The sequence below is a fragment of the Pseudomonas sp. ADAK21 genome (genome assembly GCF_012935735.1).
Classification (GTDB): domain Bacteria; phylum Pseudomonadota; class Gammaproteobacteria; order Pseudomonadales; family Pseudomonadaceae; genus Aquipseudomonas; species Aquipseudomonas proteolytica.
The window spans coordinates 1,058,953-1,085,217 of sequence record NZ_CP052857.1 but is presented as its reverse complement, the minus strand read 5'-3'; the positions used below and the strand labels follow the sequence as shown (position 1 = coordinate 1,085,217).

21 protein-coding genes and 3 pseudogenes are annotated in these 26,265 nt (G+C 59.4%); 17 read left to right on the top strand and 7 right to left on the bottom strand.

Translation table 11 applies throughout. The features are described 5' to 3' along the window. Positions 1-25: 25 nt before the first annotated feature. The 6 genes from HKK57_RS05005 (at position 26) to HKK57_RS04980 (ending at position 9,339) form a co-directional block, all read left to right on the top strand. Positions 26-808: a class II aldolase/adducin family protein gene (locus HKK57_RS05005; protein ID WP_070996818.1), complete on the top strand. Its 783-nt coding sequence runs from the start codon at positions 26-28 to the stop codon at positions 806-808. Further along, the gene (locus HKK57_RS05000) at positions 808-1,752 is read left to right on the top strand and encodes an alpha/beta fold hydrolase (protein ID WP_050492893.1); all 945 of its coding nucleotides are present in this window, start codon (positions 808-810) and stop codon (positions 1,750-1,752) included. Before HKK57_RS05005 ends, HKK57_RS05000 begins: the two co-directional genes overlap by 1 nt. 181 nt (positions 1,753-1,933) lie before the next feature. After that, on the top strand, positions 1,934-2,845 hold the full coding sequence (locus HKK57_RS04995; protein WP_029295554.1) for an SDR family oxidoreductase: 912 nt from the start codon (positions 1,934-1,936) through the stop codon (positions 2,843-2,845). Positions 2,846-3,430: 585 nt separating this feature from the next. Beyond that, on the top strand, positions 3,431-5,221 hold the full coding sequence (locus HKK57_RS04990) for a DUF1302 domain-containing protein (RefSeq protein ID WP_029295552.1): 1,791 nt from the start codon (positions 3,431-3,433) through the stop codon (positions 5,219-5,221). A gap of 30 nt (positions 5,222-5,251) precedes the next feature. After that, complete coding sequence (locus tag HKK57_RS04985) at positions 5,252-6,619, top strand: DUF1329 domain-containing protein (protein ID WP_169389861.1); 1,368 nt, start codon at positions 5,252-5,254, stop codon at positions 6,617-6,619. Between the two features lie 179 nt (positions 6,620-6,798). Then, a complete protein-coding gene (locus HKK57_RS04980) occupies positions 6,799-9,339 on the top strand; it encodes a LuxR C-terminal-related transcriptional regulator (RefSeq protein ID WP_169389860.1) in 2,541 nt (846 codons plus the stop codon). Positions 9,340-9,662: 323 nt separating this feature from the next. Here the strand turns inward: HKK57_RS04980 and HKK57_RS04975 are convergent, their stop codons facing one another. Continuing rightward, a complete protein-coding gene (locus HKK57_RS04975) occupies positions 9,663-10,451 on the bottom strand; it encodes an IclR family transcriptional regulator (RefSeq protein WP_070996823.1) in 789 nt (262 codons plus the stop codon). A 119-nt stretch (positions 10,452-10,570) separates the two neighbouring features. Here HKK57_RS04975 and hmgA point away from each other — a divergent pair, with 119 nt between their 5' ends. The 4 genes from hmgA (at position 10,571) to HKK57_RS04955 (ending at position 15,276) form a co-directional block, all read left to right on the top strand. Then, positions 10,571-11,854 (top strand): homogentisate 1,2-dioxygenase, encoded by a 1,284-nt coding sequence (gene hmgA / locus HKK57_RS04970; RefSeq protein WP_169389859.1) that lies wholly within the window; start codon positions 10,571-10,573, stop codon positions 11,852-11,854. A gap of 3 nt (positions 11,855-11,857) precedes the next feature. Beyond that, on the top strand, positions 11,858-13,156 hold the full coding sequence (gene fahA / locus HKK57_RS04965) for a fumarylacetoacetase (RefSeq protein WP_154907766.1): 1,299 nt from the start codon (positions 11,858-11,860) through the stop codon (positions 13,154-13,156). Positions 13,157-13,168: 12 nt separating this feature from the next. Continuing rightward, positions 13,169-13,804, top strand: a complete 636-nt coding sequence (gene maiA, locus HKK57_RS04960) for a maleylacetoacetate isomerase (protein WP_070996829.1) — start codon at positions 13,169-13,171, stop codon at positions 13,802-13,804. A 113-nt stretch (positions 13,805-13,917) separates the two neighbouring features. After that, on the top strand, positions 13,918-15,276 hold the full coding sequence (locus HKK57_RS04955) for an MFS transporter (RefSeq protein WP_169389858.1): 1,359 nt from the start codon (positions 13,918-13,920) through the stop codon (positions 15,274-15,276). A gap of 81 nt (positions 15,277-15,357) precedes the next feature. Here HKK57_RS04955 and HKK57_RS04950 read toward each other — a convergent pair whose 3' ends face one another. After that, a complete protein-coding gene (locus HKK57_RS04950; RefSeq protein ID WP_029295542.1) occupies positions 15,358-16,161 on the bottom strand; it encodes a SirB1 family protein in 804 nt (267 codons plus the stop codon). Positions 16,162-16,346: 185 nt separating this feature from the next. On the opposite strand from HKK57_RS04950, the gene HKK57_RS04945 reads away from it, so the two are divergent. After that, complete coding sequence (locus HKK57_RS04945) at positions 16,347-17,366, top strand: Leu/Phe/Val dehydrogenase (protein WP_029295541.1); 1,020 nt, start codon at positions 16,347-16,349, stop codon at positions 17,364-17,366. 53 nt (positions 17,367-17,419) lie between these two features. On the opposite strand, the gene HKK57_RS04940 is transcribed toward HKK57_RS04945, so the two are convergent. Next, positions 17,420-17,680, bottom strand: coding sequence for a YebG family protein (locus HKK57_RS04940; protein ID WP_003188807.1), 261 nt, complete (start codon positions 17,678-17,680; stop codon positions 17,420-17,422). A gap of 484 nt (positions 17,681-18,164) precedes the next feature. Here HKK57_RS04940 and relB point away from each other — a divergent pair, with 484 nt between their 5' ends. From relB to HKK57_RS04920, 4 genes and pseudogenes are all read left to right on the top strand, one after another. Next, positions 18,165-18,353 carry a type II toxin-antitoxin system RelB family antitoxin gene (gene relB, locus HKK57_RS04935; protein ID WP_169389857.1) on the top strand — a complete coding sequence of 63 codons (189 nt, stop codon included), beginning with the start codon at positions 18,165-18,167 and terminating at the stop codon, positions 18,351-18,353. A gap of 7 nt (positions 18,354-18,360) precedes the next feature. Then, positions 18,361-18,612: pseudogene (locus HKK57_RS04930) on the top strand (type II toxin-antitoxin system RelE/ParE family toxin); the annotation flags it as partial. Between the two features lie 214 nt (positions 18,613-18,826). Then, positions 18,827-19,063: pseudogene (locus HKK57_RS04925) on the top strand (phosphate-starvation-inducible protein PsiE); the annotation flags it as partial. Between the two features lie 147 nt (positions 19,064-19,210). Beyond that, on the top strand, positions 19,211-19,660 hold the full coding sequence (locus tag HKK57_RS04920) for a phosphate-starvation-inducible protein PsiE (protein WP_122456862.1): 450 nt from the start codon (positions 19,211-19,213) through the stop codon (positions 19,658-19,660). 241 nt (positions 19,661-19,901) lie between these two features. Here the strand turns inward: HKK57_RS04920 and HKK57_RS04915 are convergent, their stop codons facing one another. Further along, positions 19,902-21,506 carry an AAA family ATPase gene (locus HKK57_RS04915; RefSeq protein ID WP_169391176.1) on the bottom strand — a complete coding sequence of 535 codons (1,605 nt, stop codon included), beginning with the start codon at positions 21,504-21,506 and terminating at the stop codon, positions 19,902-19,904. Between the two features lie 130 nt (positions 21,507-21,636). Here HKK57_RS04915 and HKK57_RS04910 point away from each other — a divergent pair. Further along, a pseudogene (locus tag HKK57_RS04910) lies at positions 21,637-21,846 on the top strand (phosphate-starvation-inducible PsiE family protein); the annotation flags it as partial. A gap of 1 nt (position 21,847) precedes the next feature. Here the strand turns inward: HKK57_RS04910 and HKK57_RS04905 are convergent. From HKK57_RS04905 to HKK57_RS04895, 3 genes are all read right to left on the bottom strand, one after another. Further along, positions 21,848-22,165 carry a DUF3509 domain-containing protein gene (locus tag HKK57_RS04905; RefSeq protein ID WP_070996837.1) on the bottom strand — a complete coding sequence of 106 codons (318 nt, stop codon included), beginning with the start codon at positions 22,163-22,165 and terminating at the stop codon, positions 21,848-21,850. A 257-nt stretch (positions 22,166-22,422) separates the two neighbouring features. Continuing rightward, a complete protein-coding gene (locus tag HKK57_RS04900; protein WP_029295537.1) occupies positions 22,423-23,712 on the bottom strand; it encodes a serine/threonine transporter in 1,290 nt (429 codons plus the stop codon). A 60-nt stretch (positions 23,713-23,772) separates the two neighbouring features. Beyond that, positions 23,773-25,149 carry an L-serine ammonia-lyase gene (locus HKK57_RS04895; protein WP_104911631.1) on the bottom strand — a complete coding sequence of 459 codons (1,377 nt, stop codon included), beginning with the start codon at positions 25,147-25,149 and terminating at the stop codon, positions 23,773-23,775. 138 nt (positions 25,150-25,287) lie between these two features. Between HKK57_RS04895 and HKK57_RS04890 the strand changes: the two genes are divergently transcribed. Then, positions 25,288-26,235, top strand: coding sequence for a LysR substrate-binding domain-containing protein (locus HKK57_RS04890; RefSeq protein WP_029295534.1), 948 nt, complete (start codon positions 25,288-25,290; stop codon positions 26,233-26,235). Positions 26,236-26,265: the final 30 nt, after the last annotated feature.

The following is a 26,265-nucleotide window of genomic DNA, read 5'->3' as shown; positions in this document are numbered from 1 at the left end:
ACACCACAGCGTCGAGGTCATTGCCGTGAGCCTAGCCCCCGTTCAATCGACACAGAGTGTTAAAGACCAGGTCAGCGCTGCCGAATGGCAGGCCCGCATAGACTTGGCCGCGTGCTATCGCCTGGTGGCCATGCATGGTTGGGATGATCTGATTTTCACCCACATCTCGGCCAAGGTTCCGGGCACTGAAGACTTCCTGATCAACCCCTTCGGGCTGATGTTCCACGAGATCACCGCCTCCAGTCTGGTCAAGGTCGACCAGGCCGGTAACAAACTGATGGACAGCCCCTACGAGATCAACCCGGCGGGCTACACCATTCACAGCGCGGTACACGAAGTACGTCACGACGTGGTCTGCGTGCTGCACACCCATACCGCAGCCGGCGTGGCGGTGTCGGCGCAGAAGCAGGGCGTGTTGCCCATCAGCCAGCAGTCGCTGTTCGTGCTGTCGAGCCTGGCCTATCACGCCTACGAAGGCGTCGCGCTGAACCACGAGGAAAAGGCCCGCCTGCAAGCCGACCTGGGGCCGAACAATTTTCTGATGCTGCACAACCATGGCCTGCTGACCTGCGGGGCGACCATCGCCGATACCTTCCTGATGATGTTCACCTTCCAGCGCGCCTGCGATATCCAGGTACTGGCGCAAAACGGCGGGGCCGAATTGATCGCCATCGAGCCGCAGATTCTGGCGGGGGCCAAGGCGATGATCGCTGGCGTAACCAAAAGCGCCCAAGGCATGGGTGGTGCATTGGCCTGGCCGGCGCTGTTGCGCAAACTCGATAAACAAGACCCTGGATACCGACTCTAATGCCACTGGCCGAGATTCCGCTGCGTGCCTGGCGCAAACGCGGGCAGAGTTTTGTTTTTCGCGGGCAGACCATCCGTTACTGGGTGGCCGGCCAGGGCGAGCCATTGTTGCTGATCCACGGTTTCCCCAGCGCCAGTTGGGACTGGCATTACCTCTGGCAGCCCCTGGCCCAGCGCAACCTGGTGATTGCCTGCGACATGCTCGGGTTTGGCGACTCGGCCAAGCCCCTGGACCACACCTATTGCCTGCTGGAGCAGGCTGATCTGCAACAGGCCCTGCTGGCCCATCTGCGCGTGCAGCAGCCGGTGCATATCATGGCCCATGACTACGGCGACAGCGTGGCCCAGGAACTGCTCGCCCGGCACTACGAGGGCAGCTTCCAGCTGGCCAGTTGTGTCTTTCTCAATGGCGGGCTCTTCCCCGAGACCCACCGCGCGGCGCTGGTGCAAAAACTATTGCTCAGCCCCTTGGGTTGGATGATCGGCCGTGCATTCGGGCGCAACGCCCTGGCTGACAGTTTCAAGCAGATCTTCGGCCCCGGCACCCGCCCCAGCGAAAGCGCGCTGGATGACTTCTGGAGCCTGATCGAAAACAACGACGGCCCACGGATCCTGCACAAACTCATCGCCTACATCCCCCAGCGCCGTCAACAACGCGAGCGCTGGGTGGCGGCCATGCAACGCGGCGAAGTACCGTTGCGGGTGATCGATGGCGAGGTAGACCCGATTTCCGGCGGGCATATGGTCGCGCGCTACCGCGAGCTGATAGCGGATGCCGACACGGTATTGCTGGCCAATATCGGCCACTACCCGCAGGTGGAGGCGCCGGTCCAGGTGCTCAAGCATTACCTGGCGTTTCGCGAGGGCATTGAAAGCAACCAGGATCGCCTATGGGAACTGGCTTATGCAGGAGCGGGCTTGCCTGCGATGCGGGTACCTCGGTAAGTCAGTTGCACCGAGGTGATGCAATCGCAGGCAAGCCCGCTCCCACACAAGCCAGCTTCTACACGAGCCGATCATCCCCGTACCTTATTGCGCACCATTCACCCCCGCCCGTATTTATTGTGACCACAAGCTCCGTGCCTGACACTCAACCCATCGTCCACTGTCTTCGCTGGAGTTCCCTATGAGTGAGTCTGTGCAGTTCCAAGATAAAGTCGTGATCGTTACCGGGGCCGGTGGTGGCTTGGGTCGTGCCCATGCGCTGCTGTTCGCCAGGCACGGGGCCAAGGTACTGGTCAACGACCTTGGCGGCTCGACTCAGGGCGAAGGCGCCAACGCCTCGGCCGCCGACCGCGTAGTGGCCGAGATCCGCGAGGCCGGTGGCATTGCCGAGGCCAACCATGATTCGGTGACCGACGGCGAAAAGATCGTGCAACACGCCCTCGATGTATTTGGCCGCATCGACGTGGTGGTGAACAACGCCGGGATCCTGCGCGACAAGACCTTTCATAAAATGGAGGACGGCGACTGGGACCTGGTTTACCGCGTGCACGTCGAAGGTGCCTACAAAGTCACCCGCGCTGCTTGGCCGCATATGCGCGAGCAGGGTTATGGCCGGGTGATTTTCACCGCGTCGACGTCGGGCATCTACGGCAACTTCGGCCAGTCCAACTACGGCATGGCCAAGCTCGGCCTGTATGGCCTGACCCGCACCCTGGCGTTGGAAGGGCGCAAGAACAACATCCTGGTCAATGCCATCGCGCCCACGGGCGGTACGCGCATGACCGAAGGCCTGATCCCGCCACAGGTGTTCGAGCGCCTCAAGCCCGAGCTGGTCAGCCCGCTGGTGGTGTACCTGGGCAGTGAGGCGTGCCAGGAAACTTCCGGGCTGTTCGAAGTGGGGGGCGGCTGGATTGGCAAGACCCGTTGGGAGCGCAGCCTGGGCGTGGGCTTTGATCCCGAGGCCGGCTTCTCGCCAGAGGATGTGGCGGCGCACTGGCAGCAGATCTGCGACTTTGAAGGGGCGGCCCATCCCAAGGACAACATCGAAGCCCTGAAAGAGATGATGGACAACCTGCAGAAATACAGCCTCTGATCGTTACCTGAAAAACATTCAATCCTGCGGGGCGCTGATGGCGCCCCGCTTTGTTTCAGGCATAAAAAAGGCCGCTGCATACGCAGCGGCCGAAGTAAGACGTTGGATCAAGGAGCTACAAATCAACGTCAGTGAACACGGGTAACAGACTGAAAATTCGCTTCAATCTGTTGAAGACTGGCTTTCAAGAAACGGATGGTTTGTTCTGAAAGCCCGGTAAGAATAGTCCCTTGTAGCGGAATGAAAAATACTGATTCAGGACAAGGACTATTACCAAAACAACAACAGTGACTACCCCCTGTAGGAGCGAGCTTGCTCGCGAAAAACGTGAACGATGACGCGTTTTGTCTGGTTTAACGCGGTGTACTCACGTTCTTCGCGAGCAAGCTCGCTCCTACAGGGGGCGTGGGGTTATCCATTCTCTTGATAACCCTTCATCCACTACGTCGATAGCCCCGCCAAGACCCGCGCTAGAGCCTGCGCTAATCCTTTCGAGCGACAAAACGAATACCTCCTTGGTGCGCTTATCGCTCCTGATGGCGGGCAGTAGGGTGGGGCCTTCTGTCACACCACCGGGGAAGACGCATGACAAAAACAACAATGCGCGCCATCTTCAGGCCACAGGCGCTGGCCGCTGCGGTTGCTTTGGGTTGCTGCGTTCAGGCGCAGGCTGTTTCATTCAACATCGGCGAGATCGAGGGGCAATTCGATTCGTCGCTGTCGGTAGGTGCCAGCTGGGGCATGCGCGATGCCGACCGCAAGCTGGTGGGCACGGTCAATGGCGGCAGTGGCCAGGCCTCCACTGGGGATGACGGGCGCTTGAACTTCAAGAAAGGCGAGACCTTCTCGAAAATCTTCAAGGGCCTGCACGACCTGGAGCTCAAGTACGGCGATACCGGTGTGTTTGTGCGGGGCAAATACTGGTACGACTTCGAACTCAAGGACGAAGACCGCGAGTTCAAGCCCATCAGCGACCACAACCGCAAGGAAGGCTCCAAATCCAGCGGGGCGCAGATCCTCGATGCCTTCGTCTATCACAACTACTCCCTGTGGGATTTGCCGGGCACCGTGCGCGCCGGTAAACAGGTGGTCAGCTGGGGCGAAAGTACCTTCATCGGCAACTCCATCAACAGCATCAACCCTATCGACGTCTCGGCCTTCCGCCGGCCCGGCGCCGAGATCAAGGAAGGCCTGATTCCGGTGAACATGCTGTTCGCCTCCCAGGGCCTGACCAACCAACTGACCGTGGAAGGCTTCTACCAACTGGAATGGGACCAGACGGTGCTGGATAACTGCGGCACCTTCTTTGGTGGCGACGTGGCGGCCGATGGCTGCACCGACAACTACACCGTCGGCAGCCCGGCGATCCGCCCGCTGCAACCGGTGGCCGCCGCGTTTGGCCAGGGGTTTGGCGTGACCGATGAAGGGGTGATCGTGCGCCGCGCCGCCGACCGTGATGCACGGGATTCCGGGCAGTTCGGCATGGCGTTGCGTTGGCTCGGCGATGACACCGAGTACGGCCTGTACTTCATGAATTATCACAGCCGCACGCCGACCGTGGGCACGCTCACGGCCAACACTAACCTTGCGACCATCGGCAATATCATCAATACCGCCAACGGCATTGCCCCCGGCAGTGGCGCCGGCCTGGCGCAGAGCGTGATGCTCGGACGCGGCCAGTACTACCTGGATTACCCGGAAGACATCCGCCTGTACGGCGCCAGCTTTTCCACCACCTTGCCCACCGGCACGGCCTGGACCGGGGAAATCAGCTACCGCCCCAACGCGCCAGTGCAACTCAACACCACAGACCTGACCCTGGCCCTGGTCAACCCGATTGCCGGTAACACCGTGTCACCCATTCGCAGCTCATTCGGTGCCGACAACACCGGCTACCGGCGCAAGGAAATCACCCAGTTCCAAACCACCATGACCCAGTTCTTCGACCAGGTGCTGGGCGCCGAACGCCTGACTGTAGTGGGCGAGGCGGCCATCGTGCGGGTGGGCGGGCTGGAGAACAAAACCAAGCTGCGCTACGGCCGCGATTCGGTCTACGGCCAGTACGGCTTTGGTGGTGATACCGACGGCTTCGTCACGGCGACGTCCTGGGGTTATCGCGCCAGGGCCATTCTTGATTACAACAACGTGATCGCCGGGATCAACCTCAAGCCCAACCTGTCCTGGTCCCATGACGTCAAGGGCTATGGCCCCAACGGCCTGTTCAACGAGGGGGCCAAGGCGCTCAGCGTCGGGGTCGATGCGGACTATCGCAACACCTACACCGCGAGCTTGAGCTACACCGACTTTTTTGGCGGTGACTACAACACCCTGACCGACCGTGACTTCCTCGCCCTCAGCTTTGGCGTGAACTTCTGATTCGGCTAAAAAAGAACAAGGACAATAACCATGCGTAAGATGATTTTGCAGTGCGGCGTACTGGCCCTCAGCCTGTTGGCCGCCAACGTGATGGCTGCCGTGTCAGCGGAAGAAGCCGCCAAGCTTGGGACCACCTTGACTCCGGTCGGCGCGCAAATGGCCGGTAATGCCGATGGCTCGATCCCGGCCTGGACCGGTGGCATCCCGAAAAACGCCGGTGCAGTCGACAGCAAGGGCTTTTTGGCCGACCCGTTCGCCAATGAAAAACCGCTGTTTGTGATCACCGCCGCCACGGTCGACAAGTACAAGGACAAGCTGTCGGATGGCCAGGTGGCGATGTTCAAACGTTACCCCGAGACTTACAAAATCCCGGTCTACACCACCCACCGCACGGTCAACCTGCCCGACGATATCTACGAGTCGATCAAGCGCAGCGCACTCAACGTCAAGTCGATCAACGACGGCAACGGCCTGGAGAACTTCACCGGCAACCGTTACTACGCCTTCCCGATCCCGAAGACTGGCGTCGAGGTGTTGTGGAACCACATCACCCGTTACCACGGCGGCAACCTGCGGCGCATCATCACCCAGGCCACACCGCAGACCAACGGCAGCTACACGCCGATCCGCTTTGAAGAAGAAGTGGCGGTGCCGCAACTGATCCCCGACATGGACCCGGCCAAGGGCGCCAACGTGCTGACGTTCTTCAAACAGTCGGTCACCGCCCCCGCGCGCCTGGCGGGCAACGTGCTGCTGGTACACGAAACCCTCGACCAGGTGAAGGAACCGCGCCTGGCGTGGATCTACAACGCCGGCCAACGCCGCGTACGCCGCGCACCGCAAGTGGCCTACGACGGGCCGGGCACCGCGTCCGACGGCCTGCGTACCTCGGATAACTTCGACATGTTCTCCGGTGCGCCAGATCGCTACGACTGGAAGCTGGTGGGCAAGAAGGAAATGTACATTCCCTACAACGCCTACAAGCTCGACTCGCCTACGCTCAAGTACGACGACATCATCAAGGCCGGGCATATCAACCAGGACCTGACCCGCTACGAACTGCACCGGGTCTGGGAGGTGGTCGGCACCGTCAAGCCGAGCGAGCGGCACATCTACGCCAAGCGCCATATGTACATCGATGAAGACAGCTGGCAGGTGGCGCTGGTGGATCACTACGACGGTCGTGGCCAACTGTGGCGCGTTGCCGAAGGTCACGCGCAGTTCTACTACAACCACCAGACCCCGGCCTACACCGTTGAGACCCTGTACGACATCATCGCCGGGCGCTACATCGCCCTGGGCATGAAGAACGAGGAGAAGAGCAGTTTTGTGTTCGGCTTCAATGCCAAGGCGGCGGACTACACCCCCTCGGCCCTGCGCGCCTCGGGCGTCCGCTGATCCAAGGTTGTAGACCCAATCATTGTGGGAGCTGGCTTACCTTTGATCGTGCCGGGCTTGTTTTGAAGCCCGGCTTTTTTATGCCCGGCAATCAGCCCGCTGAATACTTCTTCAACAACGCCCATCGAGGGGACTACGGTAGGCCGCACGCCGCATAAAAATAAAAAAGGGACGCTGTAATGACCGCCATGACCCGTCGCCTGGATCGTCCTGGATTCATGCCACGTTTGTCTTCCCACCATTTGCTGCGCCCCCGCCTGGCCGACCCGTTGCTAGGGACGCAGGCGCGGGTAAGGTTGCTGTGCGCGCCGGCCGGCAGCGGCAAGAGCGCCTTGCTGGCTGAATGCGCCCAGCAGGCACCGGCGAGCTGCCAGGTGTATTGGTTGGCGCTCAACGGTACGGCATTGGACCCTCATGCTCTGTGCCAGCGCCTGGCACAAAGCCTGGGCCTGGCGTTTGTCGATGAAGCCAGCTTGTTGCTGGACCTGAGCCGCTGGCAAACGCCAGCCTGGCTGTTTCTCGATGACTATTGCCGGGTGGCGGCGCCCGCATTGGATGCTTTGCTCGATCGGCTGCTGGCCTCGAGTAGCCCGGCCTTGACCTGGTGGCTGGGCGCGCGACGTCGGCCGGCGTGCAATTGGCCGCGGCTGCTGCTCGATGATGAGCTGTGGGAATGGGGCGGCACCGAGTTGGCGTTCGATCAGCGCGAGGTCCAGCAACTGCTCGATCACCACGCCGCTGCTGGGCAGTCTGCCGACAAAGTCCTGCAATTTTCTGCGGGCTGGTGCGCAGGCGTGCGTATCGCCCTGCTCGAAGGCGACAACCATCCCGACAGCGGCGCCTGGCATGGGCGTTCGCAAACCTTGCTCGATTACCTGCAGCACGAGTTGTTCAGCACGTTGCCCGAAGAACTGGAGGAAGCCTGGCGCGTCCTGGCACATCTGCCGCGTTTCAACCCGGGACTGTGCGAGCACTTGTTCGGGTTTGGCGATGGCGCCGACTACCTGCGCGACCTTCAGGCCCTGGGTGCGTTCATCGAGCCCTGGGACGACTCGCCAGACTGGCTGCAGGTCTTCCCGCCCCTGGCCCAGTTGCTGCGCGACGAACCGTGGCCGGCCCGGCGCTCCTGGCATCGGCGCGCCTGCCAATGGTTCACCGCGGCCCAGGACTGGCAGGCGGCGTTTGAGCAGGCGCTGTTGGCTGAAGAATACGAAGTGGCGGTCAGCCTGTTGGAGCACTTCAGCTTTGAAGACTTGTTCCGCCAGCAAAACGCCGTGCTGTTGTTGCGCCTGCATGAGCAACATGGCGACGAGTTGATGCTCGGCTCGGCGCAACTGGTGGGGCTGGTCACCGCCGCCTTGCTGTTTGCCGGGCGTTTCGACCAGGCCGCGCAATGTATCGACCAACTGGCGCGCTTCACCCCGCAACCTACGGCCGCCCTGCAACGGCATCTGCTGGCGCGCTGGCAGGCGCAGTGGGGGTGGTTGTTGCATCTTGGGGGCGACGCGGTACCTGCGCGCGGGCATTTTCTGGAGGCGTTGAATGACTTGCCGGACAGCGCCTGGACATCGCGGTTAATGTGCTTGTCGGGCCTGACCCAGCAAGCGTTGCTGCGCGGCGAACTGGACGTGGCCCAGGCCCTCAACCGTGAGGCGTTGTGCCTGGCGCGGGCCAACGGTTCGTTGCTGTTGGAGGCGGTGCTGGAACTTGACCATGCGCAGCTGCTGGAACAGCGAGGCGCACCGTACCGGGCCCAGAGCCTGTTGGAAGGTGTGCAGGCGATGCTGGTGCAGCAGCGCCTCAAGGCCGGGCCATTGATGGGCCGGATAGCCTTGCGCCGTGGCCACCTGGCCTTGCGCCAGGGGCATGATGCGTTGGCCACCGAGTGCCTCGAAGCCGGCCTGGGCATGTGCTTGCACAGCCAGGACAAGCGTGTGCTCTATGGTTTCCTTGGGATGGCGATGCTGGCGGCCAATCGTGGTGATTACGCCCAGGCGTTTATCCAGCTACGTGACGCCGAACGCCTGATGCAACGCCGGCACGTGCCCGACACGGTGTACCGGGCGGTGTTGCTCTTGCTCAGCGGGCATTTCTGGTTACAGCAGGGGCGGGCCGAGCTGACCCAGGAAGCGGTCAGCCGGGTGCTGCGCCACTATCACGGCCCCCAGGCCAAACAGGCACCGCCGGCGACCCTGGAACTGATCCCCCGGCTGGAATACCTGTTGGTGCTGGCCCAAGTCAAACTGCGCCAGGCCGAGCAGCCCATCCAGCGGCTCACAGCCTTGCTCGACACTGCCCGCGAGCGCGGCATGCAATGCCTGGAGGTGGAACTGCACTTGGTGTTGGGCGAGGTGGCCTGGCAACTGGGCGAGCGAGCGAACGCGGTGCGCTCGCTGCAAACCGGGCTGGCCCTGGCGGCGCGCTGCCAGGTGCAGCAGGCGGTGCGTGAACTGCGCCTGCGCCAGCCGGGGTTGCTCTGTGAGTTGGGGCTTGAACCTCAAGAGGCGGTGGCGGCACCTGGAGAAAACCCCCTGAGCCAGCGGGAATTGGAGGTGCTGCAACTGATTGCGCTGGGCAACTCCAACCTGGAAATTGCCGATCTGTTGTTTATCTCGCTGCACACCGTAAAGACCCATGCCCGGCGGATCCACAGCAAGCTGGGGGTGGAGCGCCGCACCCAGGCGGTGGCCAAGGCCAAGACCCTGGGCCTGATGGCCTGATTTTCAAGCAACGCAGCTCAGCATGCAGGAGCAGGCAAGCCAGCTCTTATCAAACATAAAATAAATTGTTGATTTTAAAGGATTAAATTTTTTACTTAAGTGACTGTTTTTTGTGGCGAGCGGGCTTGCCCCGCGCTGGGCGCGTAGCGCCCCTAATAAAGGACGAATGCGGTGTACCAGATACTGCGCAGAGATTGGTTTTGGGGCTGCTGCGCAGCCCAGCGCGGGGCAAGCCCGCTCGCCACAGGGAATCCAGTTTGATGCGCGACAGCGCTAAGTCGAAGAGGTAGTGGGGTCTCCCACATTTACCCGCGTGCGTGCGGTCAGGGCTGATACCCCATCCGCCAACTCACCGCCTGGCTCGCCGCAAGCAATTGCCTGGCCGCCGGCCCATCTTCATCGGCATGGAACAACGAGGTTGGCCCCACCACGGTCATCACCGCCACCACCTGCCCCATCGCGTTGAACACCGGCGCCGACAGCGCATCGACCCCCGGCATCAGCAAGCCATGCACAAAGTGCAGGCCACGCTGGCGAATCTGCTCACAGGCCTGCCTATACGCCTGGTCGTCCGCCAGCGCATGGGCGGTGCCGGCCTCGATCTCCTGCGCGCGCAGGTCTACGGTTTCGCGCTCTGGCAAGAAGGCGCTGAACACCAGCCCGGTTGAGGAGCTGAGCAGCGGCAGCACCGACCCCAGTTGCGTCACCACCGTGACCGCGCGTACGGCCGGTTCGATATGCACCACGGTCGCGCCGTGGTTGCCCCACACCGCGAGAAAGCAGGTTTCATTCAACTCATCGCGCAACTGCGCCAGGGGCAGGGTGGCGACTTTCAGTACATCCATGCTACCCAGCGCCGCCAGCCCCACGCGCAGGGCCTCGCGACCCAGGCCGTAATGGTTGGTGGCGGTGTTCTGCTCGGCAAAGCCCGAGGCAATCAGGGCCTGCAAGTAGCGGTGGACCTTGCTGGCGGGCATCTGCACATGTTCGGCCAGGCGCGACAGGGAGGTGGCCGGCGACAGTTCGGCCAGAGCCTTGAGGATGTCGGTGCCGACTTCGGCCGAGCGGACTTTCTGTTTACCGGTGTCGCGGGGGGCGGGCGGCTTTTCCATGGAGAACGTGTGTCCCAAAGACGAATGGCGGTCTTTATAGCTTGACGGTCGATACGGAGCAAATTACGTTATGCGTAACTGGATTACGATAAAAACAACTTCCTTACTGAGGACGATCCATGACCCTCGATTATCAATCGGGCTTTGGCAATGAATTCGCCAGCGAAGCCTTGCCAGGTGCACTGCCGGTCGGCCAGAACTCCCCGCAAAAAGCGCCCTACGGGCTGTACACCGAGCTGTTCTCCGGCACCGCCTTCACTATGGTGCGCAGCGAAGCCCGGCGCACCTGGATGTATCGCATCCAGCCGTCGGCCAATCACCCGGCATTCGTCAAACTGGAACGGCAACTGGCCGGTGGCCCGCTGGGTGAGGTCACGCCTAACCGCCTGCGTTGGAACCCGTTGGATGTTCCCGTAGAACCCACCGACTTTATCGATGGGCTGGTGGCCATGGTGGCCAACTCCGGCGCCGAAAAGCCCTCAGGCATCAGCATCTATCATTACCGCGCCAACCGCTCCATGGAGCGCGTGTTCTTTAACGCCGATGGCGAACTGTTGATCGTTCCCGAGCAAGGCCGCCTGCGCATCGCCACCGAGTTGGGCGTGTTGGAGGTCGAGCCGCTGGAAATCGTCGTGCTGCCTCGGGGCCTGAAATTTCGCGTCGAACTGCTGGATGCCCAGGCGCACGGCTACGTTGCCGAAAACCACGGCGCACCGCTGCGCCTGCCGGACCTGGGGCCGATCGGCAGCAATGGCCTGGCCAACCCGCGGGACTTCCTGACCCCGGTCGCCCACTACGAAGAGCTGTCCCAACCCACGCCCCTGGTGCAGAAGTTCCTCGGCGAGCTGTGGGGCTGCACCCTGGACCACTCACCGCTGAACGTGGTGGCCTGGCATGGCAACAACGTGCCGTACAAATACGACCTGCGCCGCTTCAACACCATCGGTACGGTGAGTTTCGATCACCCGGACCCGTCGATCTTCACCGTGTTGACCTCGCCCACCAGCGTCCATGGCCTGGCCAACCTCGACTTCGTGATCTTCCCGCCGCGCTGGATGGTGGCCGAGAACACCTTCCGGCCACCGTGGTTCCACCGCAACCTGATGAACGAATACATGGGCCTGATCCAGGGCGCCTACGATGCCAAGGCCGAAGGCTTCCTGCCGGGCGGCGCGTCGCTGCACAGCTGCATGAGCGCCCACGGCCCGGATGGTGAGACCTGCACCAAGGCCATCGCCGTGGACCTGGCGCCGCACAAGATCGATAACACCATGGCCTTCATGTTCGAGACCAGCCAGGTGCTGCGCCCGACCCGGTTCGCCCTGGACTGCCCGCAACTGCAAAACACTTACGACGCTTGCTGGGCCACGTTGCCGGCAACCTTCAACCCGAATCGGAGATAAACCATGACTCAGTCCACTCTCACCCGTAGTTGGGTGGCCTCGGCCAACGGTCACACGGATTTCCCCCTGCAGAACCTGCCCCTGGGCATCTTCAGCCTCAACGGTTCGGCGCCGCGCAGTGGCGTGGCGATTGGCGAGCATATTTTTGATCTGCAGGCCGCCCGTGAGCTGTTTGACGGTGAAGCGCGCCGCGCCATCGACGCCATGGCAGGCGGCCAATTGAACGCCTTCTTCGAACTGGGCCGCGGCCCGCGGGTTGCCCTGCGCGAGCGCCTGCTGGAATTGCTGGCCGAGGGCAGCGCCCAGCAGGCCAAGTTGCAAGCCCTGGGCGCCCAGGTGTTGCCCCTGGCCAGCGATTGCCAGATGCACCTGCCGGCGAAAATCAACGACTACACCGACTTCTACGTCGGCATCGAGCACGCGCAGAACGTCGGCAAACTGTTTCGCCCCGACAACCCCTTGCTGCCCAACTACAAGTACGTGCCGATCGGTTATCACGGTCGTGCGTCAACCATCCGCACCTCCGGCACCGAGGTGCGTCGGCCCAAGGGCCAGACCCTGCCAGCCGGCCACAGCGAACCGACCTTCGGCCCGTGCGCACGCCTGGACTATGAATTGGAACTGGGCATCTGGATCGGCCAGGGCAATGCCATGGGCGACTCGATTGCCATTGGCGACGCCGCCGAGCATATCGCCGGTTTCTGCCTGCTCAACGACTGGTCGGCGCGGGATATCCAGGCCTGGGAATACCAGCCGCTGGGGCCGTTCCTGTCCAAAAGCTTTATCACCAGCATCTCGCCGTGGGTGGTCACGGCCGAAGCCCTGGAACCGTTCCGCAAGGCCCAGCCCGCGCGGCCGGCCGGTGATCCACAACCGCTGCCGTACCTGCTGGACAGCCGCGACCAGGCCGCTGGTGGCTTTGATATCGAACTGGAAGTACTGCTCACCACCGCCGCGATGCGCGAGCAGAACCTGCCGGCCCATCGCCTGACCCTGAGTAACACCCAGCACATGTACTGGACCGTGGCGCAAATGGTTGCGCACCACAGTGTCAACGGCTGCCAATTGCAGGCGGGCGACCTGTTTGGTTCGGGCACTTTGTCGGGCCCGGCGGCCGGCCAGTTCGGCAGCTTGCTGGAAATCACCGAAGGCGGGAAAAAGCCGATTGAACTGGCCTCGGGCGAGGTGCGCAAGTTCCTTGAAGACGGCGACGAAATCATCCTGCGTGCCCGCTGCCAGCGTGATGGATTTGCCTCCATCGGCTTTGGCGAATGCCGTGGCACCGTAGTCGCGGCGCGCTAAGAGGGCAGGGGCATGGAACTCTATACCTACTACCGTTCCACGGCGTCCTATCGGGTGCGCATTGCCCTGGCCCTCAAGGGCCTGGCGTTCACCGCGCTGCCAGTCAACCTGCTGGTACCCAAGGGCGGCGCCAATCGCCAGCCCGAATACCTGGCGATCAACCCGCAGGGCCGTGTCCCGGCCTTGCGCACCGATGAAGGCGAGTTGCTGATCCAGTCGCCGGCGATCATCGAGTACCTGGATGAACGTTATCCACAGCCCGCGCTACTGGCCGAGGACCTGGCGACCCGCGCCCATGAGCGCGCGGTGGCCGCGATCATCGGCTGTGACATTCACCCGCTGCACAACTCCAGCACCCAGAACCTCCTGCGCCAGTGGGGGCATGACGAAGCGCAGTTGCTGGCATGGATCGGGCACTGGATCAGCCAGGGCCTGGGCGCCGTCGAGCAATTGATCGGCGACCAGGGTTACTGCTTTGGCGAGCAGCCTGGCTTGGCGGATACCTTTCTGATCCCTCAGTTGTACGCGGCGGAGCGCTTCAAAGTGGCGCTGGACAGCTATCCACGGATCCTGCGCGTCGCAGCCTTGGCTGCCAAACATCCTGCATTTATCCAGGCCCATCCCTCCAACCAACCTGACACCCCCTAGATCAATGTAGGAGCTGGCTTGCCTGCGATGACGGTGTTGACTGACACACCGCCATCGCAGGCAAGCCAGCTCCCACAAGTGATACCCCATAAAAATAAAACAGGTACCTTGCGATGCACAATCAGATTGCCAGCTTTCGCGCGGCACTCGACGCCCGTCCGGTGTCGCGCTATCAGTGGTTGATTCTTCTGTTGTTGGCGTTGTTGCTGGTGACCGATGGCTACGATGCCCAGGTGCTGGGTTACGTGGTCCCGGCCCTGGCCCAGGACTGGGGCCTGGAAAAAGCCGCCTTCGGCCCTGTGTTCAGTGCCAACCTGCTGGGGCTGACCCTCGGCTCGCTGGCCGTGACGCCCTTGGCTGATCGCTTCGGCGTGCGCCGTATTTTGCTCGCTTGCGTACTGATCTACGCCAGTCTCACGGTGTTGATGGTGTTCGCCAATTCCCTCGAAACGCTGATGGTCGCGCGTTTTATCTGCGGCATTGGCATGGGCGGCGCGATGCCCAGCGCCATGGCGTTGATGTCGGAATATTCGCCACCACGCATGCGCACCTTGATGGTGACGTTGGCGGCCTGTGGCTTCTCGTTCGGCGGGGCGGCGGGTGGTTTTGTTGCGGCGGGCTTTATCGACAGCTTCGGCTGGCAGGCGGTGTTCCTCGCCGGTGGCGTGACGCCATTGCTGTTGTTCCCGTTTCTGGCATGGCTGCTGCCTGAGTCCTTACCGCGTTTGTTGCGCGATGCGCCGCCCTATGCGCGCCTGCAGAAAGTCACGGCGCGCATGCTGCCCGGCTGGCAGGCACCGGCGGCCAGCGAACAACAGAATCGCCAGGAACAGGGCAGCAAACTGACGGTGGTGGAGTTGTTCCGCAATGGTTATGCACGGCCAACGTTGCTGATCTGGTCGACCTTTTTCGTCAGCCTGATCCTGCTGTATTTCATGATCAGCTGGTTGCCGTCACTGTTGCTGGAAAGTGGCATGGCCTTGAATAAAGCCAACCTGGTGACCTCGATGTTCCTGTTCGCCGGCACCTTGGGCGCGATTGGCATGGCCTGGTTTGCCGACCGCCTGAAAAGCAAAGTGCGCTTGCTCTCGGGTGTGCTGGCGGCAGCGGCGCTGTGCACGGTTCTGCTGGGGCTCAATCACGACAACCCGCGTTACCTGGTGGCATTTGTGTTTGCGGCGGGCTTTTGCATCATTGGCGGCCAGTTGACCCTCAATGCGTTTGCCAGCAACTTCTACCCGGCCCACGTGCGTGCCACGGGCACGGGATGGGCGTTGGGTGTCGGGCGCTTTGGTTCGATCCTGGGGCCACTGTTTGGCAGCATGCTGCTGGCGATGCATGTACCGGTGCAGCAGATTTTCTTCTTCTGTGCGATTCCGGCGGTGATTGCCGCGTTACTGATCATTCAGGTGCGTTCGCCTGAGGCCAAGGCGCCAAACGATTCACTGCGTGGCGATATCCTCAAAACCTGAAGAACACCATGCTTACCTGTGGGAACTGTCGAGCCCGGCGCGGCTGCGATGGGGGCGACGCGGTCTAACGGTCGCCCCCCTTCAATGCACCACCGCACCAGGTGGCAGGTGGCCTAGGCGTTCAGTCAGTCTGAGTCGCTGCACCGGATCCTCGCTGAGCAACAGGGCATGCTCAAGGTCGAAGCGCTCGGCATTCGGGCAATCCAGATGCTTGTACAGGCTGGCCCGTGCCAGATAGTCGGCGGCATTGGCGTCGCCCAGTTCCAGCACCCGTTCGGCATCGATCAGCGCCGCAAGGTGATTGTCATTGGCCACGTACAGTTGCCGCAGGTTGCGCGACAGCCGTTGCAGGATCAGCCGCGGTTCGGCGCTGCGCAAGTGTTCGGCTTGCAGCTTGAGATTGGGGCCGTACTGGCGTTGCAGCAATTCGCGGCAGTCGTTGGGGTACAGCCGTCGCCCGCCACAGGGATCGAGCAAATGATCGGCACCGCTCACCCGTAGCAGGAAGTGCCCTGGAAAGTTGACCCCGGCCATGGGAATCCCCAGGCGCCGCGCCAACTCCAGGGCAATCAGACCCAGGGCCAGGGGTTGCCCGCGTCGGCGCTGCAACACCTTGTCCAACAGCGCGGCGGCGGGGCGCAAGGGGGTGAAGTCGTCCTGGGCGAACCCCAGGTCATTCATTATCCGCAGCAACGGCTGGCCCAGTTCATCGGCCGGCAGCAGCGGCATGCCCAGGCTGACCTGCTGGTGCAGCACAGTGAAGTCAGCCAGGATCGCCCGTGGCTCTACGGTAGGGTCGTGCTCGGCAGCGATCCATAAGGCGGCTTCAAACAGCGCCGGAGGCGAGCGGTGCAGGCAGTCGAAAAAGGCTTGGCGGGGATTCATTGCATTCTCCGTCGGATGTCCCGTTTTAGCCTTGCCGAGAACTTTCGTCCAGTCCCTTAGGACCTGGCCTACCTGGTTATGTCGCAAAGCCTGTAATTACGGGCTGCTTATTCCTGCGCGCTCCTGCAACCTTTTCCCGGCGGCCTATACTTGGCGACTACAAGCAGTCATTCGGGAGCTCGACGATGTTTGCTCTCATGCACAGCACCCGCGTTGAATCCCTGCACCTGAGCGTTGACCCGGTGACCGGGTTGAAGGCGGTCATTGCCATTCACAGCAGTCGCCTGGGGCCGGCCCTGGGTGGCTGTCGCTACCTGGCTTACCCCGACGACGAAAGCGCCGTGGCCGACGCCGCACGCCTGGCCCAGGGCATGAGCTACAAAGCCGCGCTGGCCGGTTTGCCGGTAGGCGGCGGCAACGCGGTGATCATCCGTCCCGCCCATGTCGAAAGCCGCGCCGCGTTGTTCGAAGCCTTCGGCCGGTGTATCGAGCAGCTCGATGGCCGCTACATCACTGCCATCGACAGCGGCACTTCCGTGGCCGACATGGATTGCATCGCCCAGCACACACGTTTTGTCACCAGCACCACCGCCGCCGGCGACCCGTCACCCCATGCGGCCATGGGCGTATTCGCCGGCATCCGCACCGCCGCCATGGCCCGCCTGGGCAGCGACAACCTGGAAGGCTTGCGAGTGGCAATCCAGGGCCTGGGCAACGTCGGCTACGCCCTGGCCGAACAACTGCACGCCGCCGGCGCCGAATTGCTGGTGAGTGATATCGACCCTGGCAAAGTGCAACTGGCCATGGAGCAACTGGGCGCCCACCCAATTGCCAACGATGCGTTGCTCAGCACCCCGTGCGACATCCTCGCGCCCTGCGGCCTGGGCGCCGTGCTCAATCGCCAGAGCGTCGCCCAACTGCGCTGCGCCGCCGTGGCCGGCTCGGCCAGCGCGCAACTGACCCACCTGCAAGTGGCCGACCAGTTGGAGGCACGTGGCATACTCTACGCACCGGATTACGTGATCAACTCCGGCGGCCTGATCTACGTCGCCCTCAAGCACGGTGGCGCGGACCTGGCGACTATCACCGCACACCTGTCCAACATCGGTACACGCCTGACCGAAATCTTCGCGCACGCCCAAGCCGAAAAACGCTCACCCGCGCGGGTCGCCGATGAACTGGCCGAGCGCCTGCTGTACGCCTAGCACTTATTAAAAAGGCCCTGAATCATCGATTCAGGGCCTGTTCAATTCGGGCTTTATTCCGCCGCGGGGTTCAGCAACTCGGACAGCGCGTCCGGTTGGCTCTTGAACGCCTTGGCAAACACATCGCGATTCTTCGCCATGTAGATCCCGGCTTCCTCCACCTGCTGCTCACTCAGGGACGGCACGGCTTTTTGCAACACTTCTGCGAGCAACTCAGCGAGTTCAAGCATCTTGTCATGACGGTCAGCTTCGGCTTTATCCATGAACAAACGCTCCAGATCTCGGCTGCTGCGGTATACCACTTCGACGGCCATTCACCACCTCACATGCCTTCACGATAGTTGTCTATTGCGACTACTGTATTTATATACAGCTAAAAGGATAAGCCAATCCAAGGGGTTTGGGTAGCAGCTTTTTAATGTAGTCGGGAAATGGGGCTTTGCTACAAAGGAAAATTTCTGACAACTTGCCGGGGTTGCGCTGGATTTGTCCGGTGGCTTACCTTCCTCGGGCGCTGCGTATGCAGCGATTGGGCTTGTCGGCCCGGTAGAAGATAGCGCAACAACCCCCAACAAGAACGCTGGTGTTTTTACGCCTGCTTTCCTGTGTAGAGGCGGGGTGCTGGGTTTCTTCTTACCGGTCCGTCACCCAATCTGCTTGGCGGCAGACGGTGCTGGATATCCATTCGATCTAGAAGAGATACGCCATGCCCAACCCCCAGACTCACTTCATCGCTTTGAGCACGTCAGTCAAAACAGCAACGACTAGACTCCTTCTTCATCAACAATGGAGGCTTTTATGGACACTTCCTTTTCTTCTGCTACCCCCGCAGAGACTGAAGAGCAGGCCGACAGCTATGACCGGTGGTTTCGCGCCAAGGTGCAAGCCGCTCTTGATGACCCAAGGCCAGGTATTCCTCATGATCAGGTGATGGCTGAGATGCGCGCCCTGATCGCATCCAAACGCAACAAAGGCGATGCTGATTGAGTAGGCGCCCGCAGCGCGGGAGCAACTCCAGCAAATTATTAGTTACATCAGCGACCGCAATTTAGTCGCAGCGCTTGAGCTAAACCAGGCAATAGAAGCCTCTGTACTGGCTCTGTCCCGTAGGCCCCATCTTTACCGACCCGGACGTGTTATCGGCACGCGGGAGATGGTGGTTCATCCAAATTATCTGGTTGTTTATCAAGTGACGGACTACATCCGGGTACTCTCGGTCTTGCATGCGCGCCAACGGTATCCCTGATAAACCGGCCTCTCGGAGGCTCAGAGTTAATGTGTTTTTCTGTATGCGTGTCTCCTGTCATTCCACCATCATCTCATTCTGCAATCTCTGGCCTTCTTTCTGCATGCAGAGAAATCGTCATGCCAAACGGGCATTATCCCCGGGCCAAAGCATGGCTTAGGCAATGGCAAACAGTTGGCTATTTTTTAAACAGTGGTGGTGAGTAATGACAGAAATGAAGTGGGCCGACAAAGTGCGCAAAAGCTTGCACGCAAACGCAGATTCCCTGGGTAATCTGGCGGTGGAGGCGTTTCACTACCTAGCGCTGTTTGGCATCGGTGCAATCACCGCCTATGCGGCTGTGCTGACCTTTATCGACATGTTGCAAAAAGGTGGCATCAGCGTTGATGACATCCTGTTGCTGTTTATCTACCTGGAGCTGGGCGCCATGGTGGGGATCTATTTCAAGACGAAGGTCTACGTTACTAACATTCTTCGTAGTGGATACCAGATGCTTAAAAGGCCTGGCAACGCTGGGACATGGTGGTGTGCATGACCTGCTCCTGAAGCACCGTGCGGTTGGTTTGATTCGCTCAATTTCTGAACAGTGGTGGTTACGATGACGCAAGAAGTGAGATGGGCAGAAAGTCTGCGTAAAAAGCTGCATGGTGGTGCTGATTCGATTGGCAATTTATTTGTAGAAACGTTTCATTACCTTGCTCTCTTCGCAATTGGATTAATCACCGTTTGGGCTGGAGTGTCTACATTTATAGGTATGCTTCAACAGCCGAAAATATCGGTTGATGATATTTTGCTGCTCTTTATCTATCTAGAGTTGTTAGCCATGGCGGGCATTTATTTTAAAACTAATCACATGCCCTTGAGGTTTTTATTGTATATCGGCGTAACCGCATTGATTCGATTGTTGATAAGTGATGTTTCTCATCATAATGCGCCGGATACCGGAATTCTTTACGTTTGTGGTGGTGTGTTGCTGCTGGCAATTTCGATTTTGGTGGTTAGGTATTCATCTTCAAAATACCCATCAGTCAAAGAAAAAACTGATTGATATAATCCTTGTTGGAAAAGGATGTTAATGGTGTTCTTTTTTGTCGATAAGCTGTCTTAATGATTGTTCTTTGGGGATGCAGTTGAGTGAGGTTGATAAGAGAAGGTTTGTGAGGGAAATATTTATTAAATGCATAGGGGGGTAAAGTTTGCCATTTGTAGTTGCGATTAATTAAGGGCGTCAGGTGGCTTGCAGGGATGCACGGCTTATGTAAGCAAGCCGTGCTAGTTCTAAATATTCGCTACTTCTCAAGAAATATAGAGGCTTCCAGTTCCCTGTATGTGTCGGAATCCTTCGGTAGATGCTCCGCGATATTTAATTTGAATTTTTCAGGGTTTATGTTTGTCTTGATATTGCAGAAGTTTCGAATGTGATTTACTAGTTCTTTTACGCTTTGATCGTTGATGTTGTGTACGGTTGTGTTATACGCCAGTTCGTCGAAATAAAGATCATTGTGCGCGCAATAGCTCATTAATGCATCTTTGCTGAAGAGATAGTTTTCAATCTCCCAACGATTGAGCATGCGATGGTGCCCGAGGTTGTTGTCAAGGTATTGCTGTCTTTCTTGAAGAGATACGCATCTTCCAGAGCCGGAGTCTCGGTCCTTCAAGACCAATATTTCCAAGCCAGGCAACGCTTTAGATAGTATTGCTATCGCGATATCACTTCGTTGGTCTAATTCAGTATTACCTCCACTAGAAATAAACAAGGTGTCTGGGTATGTTTCATTAAATATAGTGTTGTAGGCTTGGGCATCCATTCCACGTTCTCGACCTCCCGCCCCAGGACTATCGCGTCCCTCGCAATACACAATCCGCTTTGGGCTTAAAAGATGTGTTAGATCGTCTAGCGCCACTCCAAATATTTTTCGCCACATTGATGAGTTTTTTGGGGCTGGAGTCAAAACTTTAACTTCTGATGCAAGATTGTAACTGTCTTCAAAGTATATTATTTGGCATTCGTCTTTAAGTTCGTCCTGTAATGCCCGCATAAACCCAATGCTGTGGGTTGTTAGCCATATTTGACAGTCTGCCCCTATCAGCCTATTTATTTCTTTGATAAGGTTTTTCTGAATGGATGTGTTTATATGTAGTTCGGGCTCATCTAAAAGAAATATAGTATTGTTATATTCATCTTGTCTTAAGTATAGGTCTAATAGGATGTCGACTACTTCTTTTTCACCTGAGGAAAGAACGTTGAATGAAAAAACTTTCGGGTGGTCGCTTTTTTTGAAAAACAATGTTCCTTGGTTGCTTTCAATATTTCCAATATTGTCTATTTCTAAATTTAAGCAGTTTTTAATTGAGCTGTTCAAGTCTCCGATTATTTTTGCTTTTGCTTCGCTTGGTTTGCAGTCAGTCTCATTCATGAAGTTGGAGAATTTTATATTTAGTCTGCGGTAGTTTTCTTCCATTTTGTCGTCAAGGTCGGACGCTGCACTGGCACCATAGGCATTTAGATATATTTCTGAAACTGCCATACTTTGAGTGACGTTTAGATGTGCGTTGTATCTGTAAGGGCTCCGAAAGGAGAATAATGTATTCTCTTTGCCCTTTCGGCTTTCTCTAGCAGCGTAATAACTACCTGTGGTGAACTCAAATGAAACGCTTTGATAGTTGAACCCTGGGTCATTGTTCATTGAGTGATAAGTGTGGTCCTTGTTACCTTTATTTCCTAGCGCGCCGTAAGCATGATGATGATAAAGTATTCCATCTAAAACGCTGCTTTTTCCGCTCCCGTTGGGTCCAACCAAAGCAATGATTCTCGCGGGAGTTTCACCCAAGTCAATAGTAAGGTCGTGGAAGCGCTTATATCCGTTAAATAATCGTAATTTCTTTATACGCATTTCTAATGAATCCATTCTAGGGTTAGTTATAAAGAAATTATCATAGGTTGTGTAGTGGCAAAAGGCCCCCGCTCTCGAAGAGATAAGATTTTCTTTTCGAAAGCGCGGGAAATAGGCGATTCGTATCGTCAAGACCAACCACATGCCCATCCGCTTCCTGCTCTACGTGGCAATCACCGCATTGACCCGCCTGCTGATCGGCGACGTGTCCCACCACAATGCCCCGGACCTGGGCATCATTTACCTGTGCGGTGGGATTCTGCTGTTGGCGTTTGCCATCCTGGTGGTGCGCTTTGCTTCGTCGCGTTACCCATCGGTCAAGGAAAAGTCCGAGTCCTGAGTCAGAGCCCGGCCGTGATCGGCGGCCGGTTGCTCGGCGGGCGCTGCAGCAGTTTGTGACTGTCGCCGTCGGTCATCACCGCCAGGATCTCCATGGCGCTGTGCCCCTGTTCAATGGCAATGCCGAATTGCACGCTTTGCACCAGGCGTTTGAGGCGTTGTGGGTCGTTGCGCTGTTCGGCGCTGATCATGCGTTTGGCAACCACGCCGCTGTCGTCGGAGAGGGTTAGCATGATGCTGCCATCCAGGCGCTGGATGCTCAGGTTGACCCGGTACTTTGGGGAGAAAGTGTCGGTGATCAGCTGAAAAGGATTGTCCATGGTGCGTTACCGCCTGATAAGAACATGCACTGATTGACGACCGGTATCGGGATTGGTTCGTGTTGCCTGACCACCGGTCACAAGCTCCGTTTTCCTTCAGTGGGTGTACAGCAAGGGGCGTGCCGTACAGGCATCTTTCTGACGACGAGCTGCCCCTGTGGGAGCGGGCTTGCCCGCGATTGCGGTGGATCAGCCAACCATTTGGTGACTGACATACCGCCATCGCGGGCAAACCTGCTCCTACAGGGTGATCTGTTTCAGGGCACCAGCGAGAAAATGACCGCAGACAGCGCAATCAACCCCAGCAGCACCACAAATACATTCGATACCTGACCCGAATACTGGCGCAGCGATGGCACGCGGCGGATGGCGTACATCGGCATCAGGAACAGCAAGCATGCGATGATCGGCCCGCCCATGGTTTCGATCATGCCCAGGATGCTTGGGTTGAAGGTGGCGACGGCCCAGCAACTGAGGATCATGAACACGGCGGTGCAACGTTCCAGCCAGCGCGCCGACAGGGTGCGGTTGCGCCCGCGCAGGGATTTGACGATCAGGCCCTGGAAGCCTTCGCTGGCGCCGATGTAGTGGCCGAGGAAGGATTTGGTGATGGCCACCAGCGCGATCAAAGGCGCAGCGTAGGCGATCACCGGGGTCTGGAAGTGGTTGGCCAGGTAGGACAGGATCGAGATGTTCTGTGCCTTGGCGGCCGCGAGGTCGGCGGGTGACAGTGCCAGTACGCAACTGAAGCAGAAGAACATCACGGTGAGCACCATCATGCCGTGGGCCATGGCCAGGATGCCGCTGCTCTTGCGTTCGGCTTGGGCGCCGTACACGCGTTTCTGGTCCACCGCGAAGGCCGAGATGATCGGCGAATGGTTAAACGAAAACACCATCACCGGAATCGCCAGCCACAGGGTCTTGAAGAATGCCGGCAGGGGCATGCCCTCGCTGGCCGAAGCGAAGAACGCACCGTTCCAGTTGGGGATCAGGCTCAGCGCCAGCAACAGCAGGGCGGCGACAAACGGGTAGACCAGCACGCTCATGGCCTTGACGATCACGCCCTGGCCGCAACGCACAATGGCCATCAGGCCGAGGATCAGTACCAGGGACAGGATCGCCCGTGGGGGTGGGGTCATGTGCAGTTGGTGTTCCATGAAGCTGCCGAGGGTGTTGGTCAGCGCGACGCTGTACACCAGCAGGATCGGGAAGATGGCGAAAAAGTACAGCAGGGTGATCAGCTTGCCGGCGCCAACGCCGAAATGTTCTTCCACGACGTCCGTAATGTCGCCGGATTTGCCCGACAGCACAAAGCGTGTCAGCCCACGGTGGGCGAAGAAGGTCATGGGGAAGGCCAGCAGCGCCAGGATGATCAATGGCCAGAAGCCACCGACCCCGGCGTTGATCGGCAGGAATAGGGTGCCGGCACCGATGGCGGTGCCGTAGAGGCCGAGCATCCAGGTGGTGTCGTGCTTGCTCCAGCCGGTGGTTACGGTTTGCGTGACAGAAGCGGGATTTTCGGCAGCAGGTGTACGTACATCGGTCATCGTTATTGCCTCGTTATTATTTTTGCGCGGGCTCACGTATGGGGCGGGTAGTCGTGCTCCTCAGCACTCCACCCAGCTGACAGCCAGGCCGCCCCGTGAAGTTTCTTTGTATTTGTCATGCATGTCGGCGCCGGTATCGCGCATGGTGCGGATCACCCGGTCGAGGGAGATAAAGTGCTTGCCGTCGCCGCGCAGGGCCATTTGCGTGGCGTTGATGGCTTTGACGGCGGCGATGGCATTGCGCTCGATACAGGGCACCTGGACCAGGCCACCGACTGGATCGCAGGTCAGGCCGAGGTTGTGCTCCAGGCCGATTTCGGCGGCGTTTTCCAGTTGCTCGGGGGTGGCGCCGAGAATGTCCGCCAGACCTGCGGCGGCCATGGCGCAGGCCGAGCCGACTTCGCCCTGGCAGCCGACTTCGGCGCCGGAGATCGAGGCGTTTTTCTTGCACAGGATGCCGACGGCGGCGGCAGCCAGGAAGAAATTGACCACATCATCATCAGACGCGTCGGCGTTGAATTTCATGTAGTAGTGCAGCACTGCCGGAATGATCCCGGCCGCGCCATTGGTCGGCGCGGTGACCATGCGCCCACCGGCGGCGTTTTCTTCGTTGACGGCGAGGGCGAACAGGTTGACCCATTCCATGGCCGACAACGTTGAAGTGATCACATTCGGTTTGCCTATTTCCAGCAGGCTACGGTGCAGCTTGGCGGCGCGGCGCGGTACATCCAGGCCGCCGGGCAAGATGCCCTCATCGCGCAGGCCCTGCTCGACGCACTCGCGCATCACCGACCAGATATGCAGCAGGCCGCTACGGATGTCTTCGTCACTGCGCCAGGCGCGCTCGTTGGCCATCATCAATTCGGAAACCCGCAGGCCGTGCTTGTTGCACAGGGCCAGCAGTTCGACGGCGCTGGAAAAGTCGTAGGGCAGTTCTACATCGCTGGTGGGAGCAATACCCGACTCGGCTTCCGCGGCCTCGATGATGAAACCACCGCCCACCGAGTAGTAGGTCTGTTCGCTCAACAGGCCGTCTGTCCCGTAGGCATGCAGGGACATGGCGTTGGGGTGGTAGGGCAGGCTTTCCTCCAGCAGCAGGAGGTCGTGCTGCCAGTTGAAGGAGATTTCTTGGGTACCGGCAAGCAACAATCGGCCTGATTCGCGCAACTGCTGGATACGCGGCCCGATCGAGGTAGGGTCAACCCGATCCGGCCATTCGCCCATCAGCCCCATCACGCAGGCGCGGTCGGTGGCATGGCCCACGCCGGTGGCGGACAGAGAACCGTACAGGCGCACTTCCACGCGCTGGGTTTGCTCCAGCACTTGTTGGTCTGCGAGGGATTGGGCGAAGGTGGCCGCCGCCCGCATGGGGCCAACGGTATGGGAGCTGGACGGGCCGATGCCCACCTTGAATAGATCAAAAACGCTGATAGCCATGCTAAAGCCTTACAAGCTATGGAGTAGGAAATCGCTGCCATTGTTTGTAGGACAAGCGGAAGTGGCGCGATACTGCCCCTCTAGATCGGCACTGACCAACGAATTATCCTAAGACACCCTTTAGCAGGACTAAACTCTATGGCCCGCCCCCTGCATGCCCAGACGTATGTCTGGTTGCACGTATTTGCCTGTGCCGCACGGCATCTGTCCTTTACCCGTTGCGCCGAAGAACTGCACATAACACCCGGTGCAGTCAGCCAGCAGATTCGCCAATTGGAAGAGCGCCTGGGCTTTCGCCTGTTTCATCGCCGGGCGCGCGGCGTGGAGTTGAGTGCCGAAGGGCAGCGGCTGGCGATCACGGTGAGCGAGGCCTACGGCAGTATCGATGCCGAGTTGCAGCGCCTGGATGCGGGGATGATCAGCGGCACCTTGCGCCTGCGCTCCATTCCGTCATTCCTCGGCAAGTGGTTGACGCCGCGCCTGCCGCGTTTGCAGCAGCGTTTTCCGGATATCCAGCTGCGACTGGTGGCCGAAGACAGCAGCATCGCCTTGCACGAAGGCGACTTCGATCTGGCCATCGACCTTAACGACGGCAGTTATCCGGGTTTGTTATCCACAGCCTTGCTGGATGAGCAGATATTCCCGGTGTGCGCGCCGAGCCTGCTGCGCGGTCGGCCACCGCTGCACGGCCCGGCCGACCTGGCCCATTTCCCGTTACTGCACGACATCACCGCCTGGCGTGGGAGTTATGAGTATGCGGAGTGGGAGTTTTACCTGAATGCTATCGGCTATCACGACGCGGACGTGCGGCGCGGCCACACCTTCAACCGTAACCACCTGACCATCGAGGCCGCCATTGCCGGCATGGGTGTGGCGATTGCCCGGCGCACCCTGCTCAATGATGAATTGGAGCGTGGCACCCTGATCGTGCCGTTCGGGCTCGCGGTTGCGAATCACAAACGCTACGTGCTGCTGTATGCGCCAGGCGCGCTGAACCATCCCGGCGTACGTGCGGTGCATGACTGGCTGGTGGAGGAGGCGGAGATTTTTCGCGGATTGCACCCCTTGGGAGAGGGTCAATTGTGAGGATTTACGCAGGTGAGCAGGTGTACCCAA

Coding starts and splice junctions, on each gene's coding strand:
- HKK57_RS05000 (WP_050492893.1), top strand. CDS start 808: ATGCCACTGGCCGAGATTCCGCTGCGTGCCTGGCGCAAACGCGGGCAG.
- HKK57_RS04995 (WP_029295554.1), top strand. CDS start 1,934: ATGAGTGAGTCTGTGCAGTTCCAAGATAAAGTCGTGATCGTTACCGGG.
- HKK57_RS04990 (WP_029295552.1), top strand. CDS start 3,431: ATGACAAAAACAACAATGCGCGCCATCTTCAGGCCACAGGCGCTGGCC.
- HKK57_RS04985 (WP_169389861.1), top strand. CDS start 5,252: ATGCGTAAGATGATTTTGCAGTGCGGCGTACTGGCCCTCAGCCTGTTG.
- HKK57_RS04980 (WP_169389860.1), top strand. CDS start 6,799: ATGACCGCCATGACCCGTCGCCTGGATCGTCCTGGATTCATGCCACGT.
- HKK57_RS04975 (WP_070996823.1), bottom strand. CDS start 10,451: ATGGAAAAGCCGCCCGCCCCCCGCGACACCGGTAAACAGAAAGTCCGC.
- hmgA (WP_169389859.1), top strand. CDS start 10,571: ATGACCCTCGATTATCAATCGGGCTTTGGCAATGAATTCGCCAGCGAA.
- fahA (WP_154907766.1), top strand. CDS start 11,858: ATGACTCAGTCCACTCTCACCCGTAGTTGGGTGGCCTCGGCCAACGGT.
- maiA (WP_070996829.1), top strand. CDS start 13,169: ATGGAACTCTATACCTACTACCGTTCCACGGCGTCCTATCGGGTGCGC.
- HKK57_RS04955 (WP_169389858.1), top strand. CDS start 13,918: ATGCACAATCAGATTGCCAGCTTTCGCGCGGCACTCGACGCCCGTCCG.
- HKK57_RS04950 (WP_029295542.1), bottom strand. CDS start 16,161: ATGAATCCCCGCCAAGCCTTTTTCGACTGCCTGCACCGCTCGCCTCCG.
- HKK57_RS04945 (WP_029295541.1), top strand. CDS start 16,347: ATGTTTGCTCTCATGCACAGCACCCGCGTTGAATCCCTGCACCTGAGC.
- HKK57_RS04940 (WP_003188807.1), bottom strand. CDS start 17,680: ATGGCCGTCGAAGTGGTATACCGCAGCAGCCGAGATCTGGAGCGTTTG.
- relB (WP_169389857.1), top strand. CDS start 18,165: ATGGACACTTCCTTTTCTTCTGCTACCCCCGCAGAGACTGAAGAGCAG.
- HKK57_RS04920 (WP_122456862.1), top strand. CDS start 19,211: ATGACGCAAGAAGTGAGATGGGCAGAAAGTCTGCGTAAAAAGCTGCAT.
- HKK57_RS04915 (WP_169391176.1), bottom strand. CDS start 21,506: ATGCGTATAAAGAAATTACGATTATTTAACGGATATAAGCGCTTCCAC.
- HKK57_RS04905 (WP_070996837.1), bottom strand. CDS start 22,165: ATGGACAATCCTTTTCAGCTGATCACCGACACTTTCTCCCCAAAGTAC.
- HKK57_RS04900 (WP_029295537.1), bottom strand. CDS start 23,712: ATGACCGATGTACGTACACCTGCTGCCGAAAATCCCGCTTCTGTCACG.
- HKK57_RS04895 (WP_104911631.1), bottom strand. CDS start 25,149: ATGGCTATCAGCGTTTTTGATCTATTCAAGGTGGGCATCGGCCCGTCC.
- HKK57_RS04890 (WP_029295534.1), top strand. CDS start 25,288: ATGGCCCGCCCCCTGCATGCCCAGACGTATGTCTGGTTGCACGTATTT.